11 protein-coding genes are annotated in these 13,114 nt (G+C 60.3%); 5 read left to right on the forward strand and 6 right to left on the reverse strand.

Annotation, left to right across the window (positions count from 1 at the left end):
- Positions 1-21 precede the first annotated feature (21 nt).
- The 4 genes from JDW18_RS21455 to trxA all read right to left on the reverse strand — a co-directional run bounded on the left by JDW18_RS21455 (position 22) and on the right by trxA (position 5,042).
- Positions 22-1,890: a GDYXXLXY domain-containing protein gene (locus tag JDW18_RS21455; protein WP_218241602.1), complete on the reverse strand. Its 1,869-nt coding sequence runs from the start codon at positions 1,888-1,890 to the stop codon at positions 22-24.
- Positions 1,887-2,879: a DUF2157 domain-containing protein gene (locus tag JDW18_RS21460; protein ID WP_218241603.1), complete on the reverse strand. Its 993-nt coding sequence runs from the start codon at positions 2,877-2,879 to the stop codon at positions 1,887-1,889. Before JDW18_RS21460 ends, JDW18_RS21455 begins: the two co-directional genes overlap by 4 nt.
- 77 nt (positions 2,880-2,956) lie before the next feature.
- Positions 2,957-3,934, reverse strand: a complete 978-nt coding sequence (locus JDW18_RS21465; RefSeq protein WP_218241604.1) for a nuclease-related domain-containing protein — start codon at positions 3,932-3,934, stop codon at positions 2,957-2,959.
- Between the two features lie 157 nt (positions 3,935-4,091).
- Positions 4,092-5,042, reverse strand: a complete 951-nt coding sequence (trxA, locus tag JDW18_RS21470; RefSeq protein WP_218241605.1) for a thioredoxin — start codon at positions 5,040-5,042, stop codon at positions 4,092-4,094.
- A 288-nt stretch (positions 5,043-5,330) separates the two neighbouring features.
- Between trxA and JDW18_RS21475 the strand changes: the two genes are divergently transcribed.
- From JDW18_RS21475 to JDW18_RS21495, 5 genes are all read left to right on the forward strand, one after another.
- Positions 5,331-6,329, forward strand: a complete 999-nt coding sequence (locus JDW18_RS21475) for an ABC transporter ATP-binding protein (RefSeq protein WP_218241606.1) — start codon at positions 5,331-5,333, stop codon at positions 6,327-6,329.
- Positions 6,326-7,729 (forward strand): hypothetical protein, encoded by a 1,404-nt coding sequence (locus JDW18_RS21480; RefSeq protein WP_218241607.1) that lies wholly within the window; start codon positions 6,326-6,328, stop codon positions 7,727-7,729. Before JDW18_RS21475 ends, JDW18_RS21480 begins: the two co-directional genes overlap by 4 nt.
- 98 nt (positions 7,730-7,827) lie before the next feature.
- Positions 7,828-8,322: a 5-(carboxyamino)imidazole ribonucleotide mutase gene (gene purE / locus JDW18_RS21485; protein ID WP_218241608.1), complete on the forward strand. Its 495-nt coding sequence runs from the start codon at positions 7,828-7,830 to the stop codon at positions 8,320-8,322.
- A complete protein-coding gene (locus tag JDW18_RS21490; RefSeq protein ID WP_218241609.1) occupies positions 8,319-9,485 on the forward strand; it encodes a 5-(carboxyamino)imidazole ribonucleotide synthase in 1,167 nt (388 codons plus the stop codon). Before purE ends, JDW18_RS21490 begins: the two co-directional genes overlap by 4 nt.
- A 9-nt stretch (positions 9,486-9,494) precedes the next feature.
- A complete protein-coding gene (locus JDW18_RS21495; protein ID WP_218241610.1) occupies positions 9,495-10,493 on the forward strand; it encodes an L-threonylcarbamoyladenylate synthase in 999 nt (332 codons plus the stop codon).
- Between the two features lie 16 nt (positions 10,494-10,509).
- Here the strand turns inward: JDW18_RS21495 and JDW18_RS21500 are convergent, their stop codons facing one another.
- Both JDW18_RS21500 and JDW18_RS21505 read right to left on the reverse strand, forming a co-directional pair.
- A complete protein-coding gene (locus JDW18_RS21500; protein ID WP_218241611.1) occupies positions 10,510-10,986 on the reverse strand; it encodes a hypothetical protein in 477 nt (158 codons plus the stop codon).
- 34 nt (positions 10,987-11,020) lie between these two features.
- Positions 11,021-13,042 carry a S8 family serine peptidase gene (locus JDW18_RS21505; protein WP_218241612.1) on the reverse strand — a complete coding sequence of 674 codons (2,022 nt, stop codon included), beginning with the start codon at positions 13,040-13,042 and terminating at the stop codon, positions 11,021-11,023.
- Positions 13,043-13,114: the final 72 nt, after the last annotated feature.

The following is a 13,114-nucleotide window of genomic DNA, read 5'->3' on the forward strand; positions in this document are numbered from 1 at the left end:
CTGAACAGATGTTGCGCAGCCTTATGGCGTATTGACAGGAGGCGCGACGTCCGGCGCCTGCGTCGCATCGTTGGCTGCTTTACGCGCCTCTTCCAGCGACAGCTCTGCCGCGGCATTCGGCGCTGGCTGGGCAGGCTCATCCATATCGAGCTTGCTGCGACCTTCAAGATCCATTCTGCGGCGCTCCTCATTCAGCCTTTCGGCGGCGGGGCGTGCGTCCCAGATGGAGCCCCCGGGTAGCGGCTTGATCTCCTGCCCCTGCCCATCCGCCAGCCCCACCAGCAAAGCGCGCCCATCCGGCAGCACGCGCAGATCGCCAAAGCGGCCCTGCGTGAAATGATCGCCCTGGCCTTCGGGGAAGAAATACGCATCCGTCACCAGCACCCAGCGGCCTTTGAGCCGCTTGAGTGGCAGAATGACTTCGCCCGCGCCGGGCGTTTTTGCAGCATCGGCCAGCGCCTTGACCGACGCCACGCCTTGCGCATCCACCGTCGCGCTCACGTAGGCGACGGGGGCGTTGATGGCTTCCAGGCCTTCCTGAACCTCGGCGGGCAGCGCAAAGCGCAAATCCATATAGTCGCCCTGCATCAGCGATCGGGGATCGACGGGCACCAGGGGCACCAGAATGCGCTGACCATGGGCAATGACCTGTTCCTTGCCACGCACATCCCAGTTGACCAGACCGAACACCAGCACCGCGCCCAGTGCGATCAAACCCAGCTGCAGCTTGCCCGCACGGCCAGCAGCGGCAGGCTGCACCTCAGCGGGGAGTGATGTCTTGCGCTGCGCCAGCAAGCCCAGCAGCAGCACGGCACCCAGCGCCGCAACCCCAATGCCTTTGATGGCCAGCGGCCAGTGCAGCAGGTAGTAGAAATGCCCCAGCAGGCTCAACGCCACCAGTGCACACAGAATGGCAATGCGCCAGCGTGCCGCCAGCAGCGCGCCTGCGGCAATCAAAGCAATGACGCCCAGGTTGGGGCTGAACCAGGCACACACCGCCAGCAGGGCGCCCGCCAGCATCAGCATGCGCTGCAGGGCAGGTGTCAAAGCCCCGCGCTGCGCCCACACGCGCAGCAGCAGGGCCGTGGCCCCCAGTACCGCTACCACATCCAGCCCGCGCGTCAGCCAGAACAGCCAGCGCAAGCGGTCCACCTCATCACCATCGCGCCACAGGCTGCTGCTGAGCAGCTCCGAAAGCGGCACGCCATAGCCGCTGAAAGCCATGCTGCACAGCAGCCCGACGATGGCCGCATCCACAAACACCGCCCAGCGGGGCTGAGCCCACCATGGCCCCGACTGGGCCAGACGCGAAGATTCGCCACGCAACCAAAGCAGCCACAGCAACGCAATACCCATGGCACCCAGCCACATGGGCAGCAGCCAGACCATCCAGCTTTGCAGCACCACCAGCAAGCCATACACCGCAGCCATCCAGCTCAGGCCCATGATGGCCTGTATCCAGCGCGCCCCGGTCAGCCAAGCACCCACCATCTGCAGCACAGCGGCCAGGGCACACAGCATCAGCAGGTTCTGGCGCGATTCCAGGTGATCGACCCCCAGGTTAATCAGCAGCAAGACACCGCCCAGCACCCACAGCACCAGCGCTGCGCAGCAGATAAAAGCATGCTCTGCCTTGCGCAGCAGCACGCCGCCCGCCACCATCAGCGACAGGCTCAGCGCCATGCCGGTCACGCCCATCAGCGCATGCTCGCCAATGCCTAACAGCACAAATGCGCCCAGCGGAACCATGCAGACCAGCACGCCCAGCATTGCCATGGCAATGACCAGCACCGCTGGCTCATGGGCATCCAACTCAGGGGCATCGCCCTGCACCAGTTGCTGCTGGCGGGCAGCAGGCCACCAGCGGGGCTGTGATTGAAAGCGGTTCATGGCGCCACCTCCTGCGCACGCAGGCTTCGCTGCACGCCCATCAGCCAGCGCACCGACAGGCCCAGACAGCCCATGGCGATCAGGCCAAAGATGAGGAATGACTCCACACCAATGTCTTGCGCCACCCAGCGCCCGACCAGCGCCAGCACCAGCGCATTGACTGCCAGCGTTGCCAGGCAAATGCACACAAAGTGTTGAAAACGCCCCTTGAGCGAAAGCCACAACGCGCCGCCGATCAGCAGTGCAGCGACCATGAGTACCGGCACAGAAATATGACCGTCGTAGCCCGCCAGCACCTGCATCACCCCCAGACCCGTCCAGCCTGCAAGCGCACAGCCCAAGGCCACCCGGTGCGACCACCAGCCCATGCCGCCCTGCACGCGCAAAACCGAAATCTGCGACACCAGCGCGGGCACAACGGCCAACAGCAGCCACAGCGCCATATTCAGCAGCGCCTGCGTCTGTGAGTCGGGGCCATCGGAAAGACCATCCCACAGGTCGAAACGGCCCGTCCACATCGCAATCCCCGTGGCAGCAATCAAGACCCACAGCAACCACAGCCAGTCACTGCGCGACAAGGCCACCCAGATCAGCGCCAGCGCGGCCCACACAGCAAAAAGCTGCCAGGCATCGGCCCCTGTCTGATAGGTCTGCCCCACAAAAGCCAGCAGCCCGCCCAGCACCAGCGTCGCGCAGAACAAGGCCGCTGGTCGCACACGCGGCCACAGGCAAGCCGTCAGAACGGATACCAGCAGCGCCCCTTGAATCAGGCCCAGGCGGAACATGCGCGACTGCTCCTGCCAGTTGGCGGCTACCCAGAAAATCAGCCCGCAACCCAGCAGCAAGGCGGCCACCACCCATAGCCCTTTGCGCACATGCGATTCGAGGCCGGATGCCTCGCCAGGAGACACAGCCAGCGCATAAAGCCTTGCCACGCGCCCTTCATCGGGCGAAAGCTGGCTGGCAGCCTGATACAGATTGGGGTCCATCAAGATCTCCACTTCAATCTGTTCATCATGCACACAAGCCCTGTGGCTGCCAATCAGCCCGCATGCACAGACTGCGCTTAGGAGTCGCCCCGCACAAAACTGCAGGCCGCGCTATTGGTGCAGCGCCAGACTGCCTGCCCAGCCAGCGGACCGCGTTGCATCAGCAGCTTGCGCAGCGGCCATTCGCACTGCGGGCACACAGGCACATCAACCACCGGCCGCACGGGCACAGGCGGTGATGCCGGGGCGGCCAGCTCAGGCCCATCCAGCAGCACATCCACATGCATCAAAGGCTCGGGCGCCGAGGCAACTGGTGCTGCCGGTGTTTCAGGCACAGGGGAGGCAGGCATATCCGCCACTTCTGGCGTAGGTTGCCTGACGGGCTTAGGTGCACGCGCAGTGCGCTTGGCAGTCTGCAAGTCCTTCACATGCGCCACATGCTGCTTGTCCGTAGCGCGCCCCGGCTGCAGGCGCACGGCCTCCAGCTTGTCGAGCAGAGCCTGCATCTCCTCGGGCTGCCAGACCGTCTGCGCAAAGCTCTGGATATAGGCCACAAAACCATCGCCGCGCGTGACCTGCGGCGGCATCTCGGTCTTGAGTTCGCAATCGCCCACAAAGGCGATGACCGAATGCACATGCTCGGCCCCAATGCCCAGCAAGTCCTGCAGCGTCTTGGTGTGCTTGTAGTTCTGGCGCAGCGGGTTCTGAAACTTGCTGCGCTTCCTGAAAATCTGCTGCGTCCACTCACGCTGCTTTTCCGTGCCAAAAATCCAGCCCTGGTAGTTCTTGGTCTCCAGCACAAACAAGCCGTAGGGCGAAAAAATCAGATGGTCAATCTGCGTGCTGCCACCACCCGTTGTGGGCAGGGTGACGTTGTGCAGGTCCACATAGACCAGTGGGTTCAGGCGCTGCGCAATCAGCCGCTGCACCGCCCGCTCTCCCCGCCAGCCCTTGAAGCGCGGCGAGCGCAGCACGCCCACCAGCACCATGAAAACCAGCGCCAGCCCCAGATAAACAAAAAGGCCCTGAAAGGCCACTGAAAAGATCTGATTCATCACGAATCTCATTCAACGCAACCGCCAAAAACTGGCGCCCCCCCCAACAAGGGGACAGCAAGCAAGGGCCGCCCCGCAGCGAAGCTGTCGTCCCCCTCCCCTAGCGCGCAGCGCGTAGAGAGAGGGGGAAGCGGCAAAGCCGCTCAGGGGGTGATGCCTAGTTCAACGCCATGCTAAGACGGCGACGATAGCTATTGACCAGCGCCGTGGCCTCATCCTGCTCGGCACCGCTCTTGCCCAGCAGCTCGATACCACCAGCGGTCTTGCCGGGCACGGAGTCCTGCTTCTTGGGCTTGGGCGGGGTCAGCAGCTCCAGCACGCCGACGATGAGCTTGCGCGCAGCCTGATCGTTCCAGACCTTGTCACGCATGATGATTTCCAGCAGCTCATCCATGGCCATGGTCCACTGGCTGTGGGCCAGCAGCGCACAGGCACGGCCAAAGCGGGCATCGAAGTCGCGCTTGTTGGCGACGATGGCGGCGTCGTACTTGCTGACATCGGCGTTGTCGCCCTGCATGGCAAATTCCAGCGCTTTGAGCCACTGGTTCAGCGCCTCAAAGCGCAGAGGCTGGGGAATGCGCTTGATGGGCTCGGCCAGCAAAGCATGGGCTTCGTCAAAGCCGCCCGTGGCAATCAAGAGGCGCACATAGTCAAAGCGGGCATCATCATTGGCCGGGTCGGCAGCCAGCGCATCGGCCAGTTTCTGCAGCGCGGCCTGGGTATCGCCAGACTCCAGCAGGGCCTGTGCTTCGTCCACTTCGGCTTCTGCCGCCATGGCACCCTCTGAGGGCAGGTGCTTGTCGAGGAACTCGCGCAGCTTGCCTTCGGGTTGGGCGCCCATGAAACCGTCCACGGGCTTGCCGCCAATCATCAGCACGCAGGTAGGAATGGAGCGAATGCCAAACATGCTGGCCAGTTGCTGCTCCTGGTCGGAGTCGATCTTGACCAGCTTGAAGCGGCCTTCGTAGGCAACTTCCAGTTTTTCCAGAATCGGGCCCAGCGTCTTGCACGGGCCGCACCAGGGCGCCCAGAAATCCACCAGCACAGGCACGGCCATGGAGGCAGCTACAACTTCGGATTCAAAATTCTCGATGGTGACGTCAATCATGTGATTCCCAACTCAAAGCTTGGTGCACGACCCTGAAACAGGTCGCAGACAAAAATTCAGCCGCCTGTTGCGGCGGCGCATGGCGCGATTCTCCATGCAAACGCGACTCTTGCCCGACATGGGGCTGCAGCGCTACGGTCTCTGCAGATGAAGCCCTGCCGCATTGTTTCAAGAGGTTTCCAGATCAAATCGAGCCCAAGCCATTGATCCGCATGCGCTGGTAGCTATTGTTTTTGCAAGGTATATTGCAGTGCATCAGCCGCCCAGAGCGATCCAAGGAGCGACGACTTGATTGAAGTTTCACAACTGGTGTTCGAGTACCCCGGCCACCGCGCACTCGATGGGGTCAGTGTCTCCATCCCCGCAGGCAGCGTGACCGCGCTGGTCGGCCCCAATGGCGCGGGCAAATCCACGCTGATGCGCTGTATCGCCGGGCTGGACCAGCCGCTGTCCGGCCATATCCGCGTCAAAGGCCTGTCTGTGGAAGAGCAGCCACGCGAGGTGCACCGCCATCTGGGCTATCTCTCAGACTTCTACGGCCTGTATGACCGCCTGACAGTCACGCGCTGCCTGCAGTATTCGGCCCTGTCCATGGGCGTGGCGGAAGACCAGGTCGCCGCACGCGTGCAGCAGGTGGCGGCCCAGCTGGGGCTTTCCGAATTGCTGCAGCGCTACCCTACCGAGCTGTCGCGCGGCCAGCGCCAGCGTGTGGCCATCGGGCAGGCCATTGTTCACCAGCCCAGCGTGCTGCTGCTGGATGAACCCGCCAGCGGTCTGGACCCTGATGCGCGCAGCAGCCTGTCGCAGCTGTTTCGCCAGCTGCAGGCACAGGGCATGACCCTGATCGTCTCCAGCCACATCCTCAGCGAGCTGGATGAGTACTGCACCCACATCCTCAGCATTCGCAACGGCCGTATTGAAAGCCACGAAGCGCTGCAGGATGGCAGCGCGGCGCAGACCACACCTGGCGTGGCCGCCGCTACTGATGCACTGGCACTGTTCGCGCTGGAAATTGCACCGCCCAACGACGCAGGCTTTGAGGCTCTGCTGCGCCAGGCTCTGCAGGGCACCACGGTGCAAGACTTTGACGCCACCGGCAGCCGCCCCATTCAGCTGTGGCTGCCCAATGCCGCCAGCGCCCGCGCTGCCTGGATTACCAAGCTGGTGCAGGCTGGCATTCCCGTCGCAGCCCTGGCCCCCATGCGTGAACGCCTGCAAGACCGCTATGCCCGCACGGTGCAGGCCCGCGATCTGCCACAAAACAGCACCAGCAAGGAGCAGCCATGACCGCGCGCAACCCCGAATTTCAGCGCCAGCTCTGGCTGAACTGGCGCCCCTCTCTGCTGGCCTGGAGCGTGGGCCTGACTTTGCTGGTCATGGCGCTGCCTCTGGCGCTGTCCGAGCCCAAGAACCTGCCCGGCATGCTCAGCTCCACCGCCATGGCGGGGCTCTGGTTTGCCTCTGCCCTGTACGGCAGCGTGCTGGCCGGTCGCAGTCTGGCCGAGGAAGCCAGCCAGAACACCTGGGACTGGCAGCGCCTGTCCGCCCTCTCGCCCTGGCAAATGGCCTGGGGCAAGCTGCTGGGCGCTGTGCTGCCTGCATGGCTGTATGTGCTGTGGTTTGCAGTGGCCCTTGCCATCGTCGCCACCTTCTGGGTGCTGGAGCCGCTGAGCGTGCCCCATATGCTGGGCCTGGCCGTACTCTGGGGTCTGGGTCTGCAGACCTGGGCCATGAATTCGGTGCTGATGAGCTGGGGCCAGCACGACATGCCCGTCAACCGCAGGCGTGCAGCGGTTCTGCCTTTGCTGCTCCTGTTTTTCATACCCGGCCCGTTTCTGGGCAAGGTCTACGACGGCATCTTTGAAAACGAGTCCGAGCCCGTGCTGTGGTGGGGCATGGATGTAGGCGGTCTGGGCCTGGCCTATCTGGCCGGTGGCCTGGTGCTGGCACTGGGCCTGCTGGGCCTGTGGCGCATGCTGTGCACGCGGCTGGATGTGCGCACCCTGCCCTGGGCCTGGCCCCTGGGGATTGTGGTCAGCGGCATCTTTGCGGGCGGCACCTTCAGCGGCGGCCTGCCCGCTTTTCTGGGCAGCACCGCCTGGATTGCGCTGCTGGGCACGGTGTATGTGGCGCTGCAGCACATGGACCAGCACCTGCGCGCCTGGCGTCAGGTGCAATGGTCTGTCAGCCAGAGCCGCTGGCGCGAAGCACTGGAAGCCCTGCCGTTGTGGCCCGTCAGCCTGCTGCTGGGTCTGATCGTCTCCATCCTCGTGATCTTCATGCCTGATGCCTATGAAGTGGAAATGATGGGCGCTCTGGGCAGCTTCTCGGTGCTGATGTATCTGCAACTGCTGCGCGACTGCCTGCTGCTGACCGGCTTTGCGCTGCTGGCTGGCAAGCTCAAATCACCCATGGTGTCCTTTGTCATCGCCTGGCTCATCCTCAACGTGGCAGCACCTTTGCTGGCCTACGGCGTGGCTGGCGTCAACGGGGCCACGCTGGTGCAACCTGTCATGTCCGGCTGGGTGAACAGCATTGACGCATCGGGCGAATCCTCTACCTGGAATGGCGTGCTGCCCTGGGTCTCTCTGGGCATTCAGATTCTGGTGGTTCTGGGCTGGGTCATCCACGTTTTCAAGGACCGCGTACTGGGCTTTGCACGCGACAACGCCGCCTCGCGGATTTAGGCAACATTCAAGAGGAAGACCCAGAACCGCCCATTCATATGGCAAAACCGTAAAATCAGGGGTTCCACTAGGCCGGGCGGCAGCCGCCCTCACGAGACATGAACCCCATCCAAGTTGGCGTGGTCATGGGTTCCAGCAGCGACTGGGACACCATGCAACACGCAGTTGCCATCCTCCAGCAATTCGGTATCGCCTTCGAGGCCAAGGTCGTTTCGGCCCACCGCATGCCGGACGACATGTTCCGCTTTGCCGAAGCTGCCGCTGACCGCGGCATCAAGGCCATCATCGCCGGTGCCGGCGGCGCAGCCCACCTGCCCGGCATGATTGCCGCCAAGACCACCGTGCCCGTGCTGGGCGTGCCCGTGGCCAGCCGCCATCTGCAAGGTGTGGATTCGCTGCACTCCATCGTGCAAATGCCCAAGGGCGTGCCCGTGGCCACGTTTGCCATCGGCAACGCCGGTGCGGCCAACGCGGCCCTGTTTGCTGTGGCGCTGCTGGCCAACGAAGACCCGGCCCTGCGCGCCAAGCTCGAAGCCTTCCGCGTGGAGCAGACCGAAGCCGCCCGCGCTATGACCCTGCCGGTGAACGCATGAGCAACACTGATGTGATCTTGCCCGGCGCCACGCTGGGCGTGCTGGGCGGCGGCCAGCTGGGCCGCATGTTTGCCCACGCCGCGCAAGCCATGGGCTACTTCACCGCCGTGCTGGACAAGGACGCCACCAGCCCCGCCGGTCTGGTCAGCCACCACCATGTGCGCACCGGTTACGAAGACGCACAAGGCCTGGCCGAGCTGGCCAAGCTGTGCGATGCCGTCACCACCGAATTTGAAAACGTGCCCGCCGGCAGCTTGAACAAGCTGGCCGAAAGCCTGCCCGTATCGCCCGCGGGTTCTGCCGTGGCGATTGCCCAGGATCGCGCTGCCGAAAAAGCCCACTTCATGAAGTGCGGCGTGCCTTGCGCGCCCTACGCCGTGATTGAAACGCCTGCGCAACTGGCCGCCGTGAATGACGCGCTGCTGCCCGGCATTTTGAAGACCGCCCGCATGGGCTACGACGGCAAAGGCCAGATCCGCGTCAAAACCCGTGAAGAACTGGCCCAAGGCTGGAACGAGCTGGGCAACGTGGCCTGCGTGCTGGAGAAAATGCTGCCGCTGGCGCATGAGTGCTCGGTCATCGTGGCGCGGGGTCGTGATGGCTCTATCGTCAACCTGCCCGTGCAGCGCAATCTGCACCGCGACGGCATTCTGGCCGTCACCGAGGTTTACGAAGGAAATGTGCCTGCAGCGCAAGCAGAACAAGCGGTAGCAGCTGCAAAGTCTGTAGCAATCGGCCTCGACTACGTGGGCGTGCTGTGCGTGGAATTCTTTGTGCTGGACAACGGCCAGCTGGTGGTCAACGAGATCGCCCCGCGCCCGCACAACAGCGGCCACTACAGCCAGAACGCGCTGGATGTATCGCAGTTTGAGCTGCAGGTGCGCTGCATGACCAACCTGCCCCTGGTGCAGCCGCGCCAGCACAGCGCCACCATCATGCTGAACCTGCTGGGCGACCTGTGGTTCAAGGATGGCGACACCGCCAAGACGCCCGCGTGGGACCAGATCCTGGCCCTGCCCGGCGCCCACCTGCACCTGTACGGCAAGGTCGATGCCAAGCGCGCCCGCAAGATGGGGCACCTGAACATCACCGCCGCCACGCCTGAAAAGGCGCGTGAAACCGCTTTGAAGGCGGCTGCAATCTTGGGCATTGCGCCCTTCTAAGGAAGCATTGTGATTCTGGATGGAACGCTGGACGCCTCGGTGCAAGCCGCTGCCGTGGCCCTGCAACAAGGCAAGCTGCTGGGCCTGCCCACTGAGACGGTCTATGGCCTGGCAGCCGACAGCGACAACGACGCGGCCGTGGCGCAGATCTTTACCGCCAAGGGCCGCCCGGCCAACCATCCGCTGATCGTGCATGTGGCGGACGCCGCCGCCATCACCCGCTATGCCAAGGAAGTGCCGGTCTTTGCCCAACAGCTGATCGACGCTTTCTGGCCCGGCCCGCTGACGCTCATCCTGCCCCGCCTTCCCCATGCCGCCAAGGCATCCACCGGCGGGCAGGACAGCGTGGGCCTGCGCTGCCCATCGCACCCGGTTGCGCATGCCGTACTCAAAGCCTGCCAACAGCTGACCCCACCCGTGTGGGGCGTGTCCGCCCCCAGCGCCAACAAATTTGGCCGCGTCAGCCCCACCACCGCTGCACATGTTGCTACGGAATTTGGTGACGATCTACTGGTGCTGGACGGTGGCGCCTGCGAGGTTGGCATTGAATCGACCATCGTGGACTGCACGCGCGGCGTGCCCGTGCTGCTGCGCCCCGGCGCCATCACGCGTGACGATATTGAACGCGCCTGCGGCACCCGCCCACTCTCGAAAGAAGAGCTGCCTGCGCACACCCCGCGCGCCTCAGGCACGCTTTTGGCCCATTACGCACCCAATGCCAAGGTGCGGCTGATGGATGCCAAACAGCTGCAGTCCGCACTGGAAGTGCTGGGCAGCGAAGGCAAGAACATTGCCGTGTACCACCGCAGCCCTTTGCGCTGCGCCAGCCCCGCTATCCACCTGCGCGCCATGCCGCAACAGGCGCTGGCCACGGCGCACGAACTGTTCGGCACGCTGCGCGACTTTGACGAGATCGGCGCAAAGCTGATCTGGATTGAAACCCCGCCCGACACCGCCGACTGGGAAGGCGTGCGCGACCGCCTGCAGCGCGCGGCTGCGGCGGGCTAAGCCACCTTCATTGAATTTACTGGGATCTAGGCTGACTGAAGCTAATGGGCAAACCCACTGCAGCACCAGGCATAGCCGCGCGAATATCGACCAGACCCTGAATAGCCTGCTGCAGCGTGGCGTAGCGCACCAGGGTAATGCTCATATGGTCATAATATTTCACCGACTTGGCCTTGCTCAGGACTGCTGAAAGCTGGCTACGGACCTTGTCCGTAGGCTGCTCCACAATGCTGACCTGATTACCGGTACGCCCCAAGCGCAGGTTACCATCGATCACAACACTGCCCTCGCCCCCAGCCTGGAGCGGAAGCACCCAATAGCTTCTACCGTCCAACTCCACACTGGGCAAGGTACCCAGAGCCTTGAATTGCTCCTGGCTCAACACCTGCCCAGACGGCATGGCCACAATTGCAGAGAAATCCTGGGCCAGCACCATGCTTCCCCCCAGCAAAGCAAGACAGCTCAGCAAATATTTTATGGGTTTGATCAACATAAAAGCTCCTGAATTTTTAACTGGCTATAAAGCATTATTGAGAAATAATCCGAGCTTCGACGCCAAGAACCGCATTCTTTGCTACAGTTCCTGACACAGGTGCAACTGGACATTTCTGAGGATTTCCATCCTTTTGACTTGGAAAAAAGTTTGGGTTAGAGGCAGCACTGTAAATCTTCCATATCCCCTTTGCACTTTCACCGTAAAAGGCATAGCTACTTAAACCAAAATTTTCAAAATCGTGGGCCCAACTCACAGCAGAAAAATGATCCAGCGGCATCTTGAGATAAGACTTGGTTCCACTCGGTGACTCCACGATTATTCCCATAGAGCCTAGGCAGATATTCTCGCCACTTAAACGCACCTGAAATGCATCCACTGTTGATGCATCTCCCTCAAACTCACCGATTTTTTTAAGTTTTTGATATTCAAATCCCTGAAGTACATTGATCTTGCTAAAGCCCGGAACCTTCTGCATAGAAGGCTTGGATTTTGCCAGATTCTTTTTATACTCCAAGGCCAATTGCACTGCTTTTAGTGCATCAGGAACACCAAAGCCATACCAATTCGAATGGTAATTTCCAGCAGTATTCATCTGCCAACCCAACTCCACTGGAACCTGTGTAGCGCCTTCTACTAGATTGTCTTTTGTACCATTTTTCCCAACAAATGAATTACTGGTCAGATCAAAAAGTGAATTATAAGAATACTCTAACGTAGCACTAGTGTCTGATCTCATTCTTTTTTCGTAACCCATATCCACATTTCTAGCAGACAAACGTAAAATATCCCGCACATCACGCCAAGTCAGATCAGGGTTGGCACTCAACATCAAGGCAATCACCCCGCTAATGGTAGGAGCCGAAGCAGAAGTACCATTCATTGCAGAGTAATCACAATTTACATTATCTTTAACTCCAGGTTGCAACTCAGACTCTCCCTTTTCGAAAGTAGTAAAGCCTCCAGCATATGAATACCCAGCCTCGCAACCTCGTACATCTGTTGAATATATTTTAGGGCCTTGCTTAGTAAATTTTTTGGAGCTTCCATCTTTCCGAGTTAATGTCCCATCAGATACTTCTCCATATTTTCCAAAGTATCCACCTTCACCACCCAGCCCTGTAATCCATACAACTGATCCAGCGCTGCTATAGGAACTAGCTTGCCCCTTAGCATTCAATGCAGCAGTCACAATGGCAGTAGGCTCCAGTGTTGACACATCATTCGATGGGTTGAGGCAAGCAAGAGCGCCATACAAATCACCACAATTTATTCCATTAATTTTATTCTCACTATCAAAAGAATTCCCTGCAGATTTTACGTAAATGATTCCCCTGCCATTTCTCAAGCCTCGCATAGCTCTCAATGCAGAAATATCTACATTTTCTTCAGCTGAATAGCTACCAAAGCCTACATCTCCTCCATATGAGGCATTAATAATATCCGCCTTTTGTGACCATGTAGCGCCACCCAATGCATCAACATGAGTTTCATTCATATTTTCGGTAGAAAGCCATAGCGCGCCACCAATTTTCACTTGGGGTGCAATTCCCATGACGCCCTTACCATTCTGCGCAGCAGCAATAATTCCGGCCACATTGGTGCCGTGAGCACCAGCACCAGCAATTTTGAGCGGCGATGGATCATTGGTCGCAGTTCTAAAATTCCACGACATGCTTAAATCTATATTTTGTTTTAGATCCTCATTTTCAATATCCACCCCTTCATCCACCACCAACACATTAACGCCCTGCCCCTTGTAACCCATGCGATGCACAGGTTCTACATTGAGGTCTACTCCTCCACCAAAAGCATCTGCATCCGCATTATTGGTGAAATAGCTTTTTGCGTAGTTCAACGCCCATTGCAGGCTGTACAACGGCTCGGTTTCACCGGACTTACAAGCGTAATCTCCTTTTTCCAAACAGTTGCTTGCAACGGACTCTTCAGAGTTACTTCCACCACCACAAGCTACCAAGCTCGCAGCGGCAACGGGAAGCAAAAGATACTGAAAAATCTTTTTCAGATGGCTTGAACGAGGTGACTCATAAGGCATGATGCATCCTTTCCCAGGGAAATTCTCTAGCATAGAGATGCATATTCCAGCAGATGAGGCCTCTACTTTTAT

Source organism: Comamonas fluminis (genome assembly GCF_019186805.1).
In the GTDB taxonomy this organism is placed as follows: domain Bacteria; phylum Pseudomonadota; class Gammaproteobacteria; order Burkholderiales; family Burkholderiaceae_C; genus Comamonas; species Comamonas fluminis.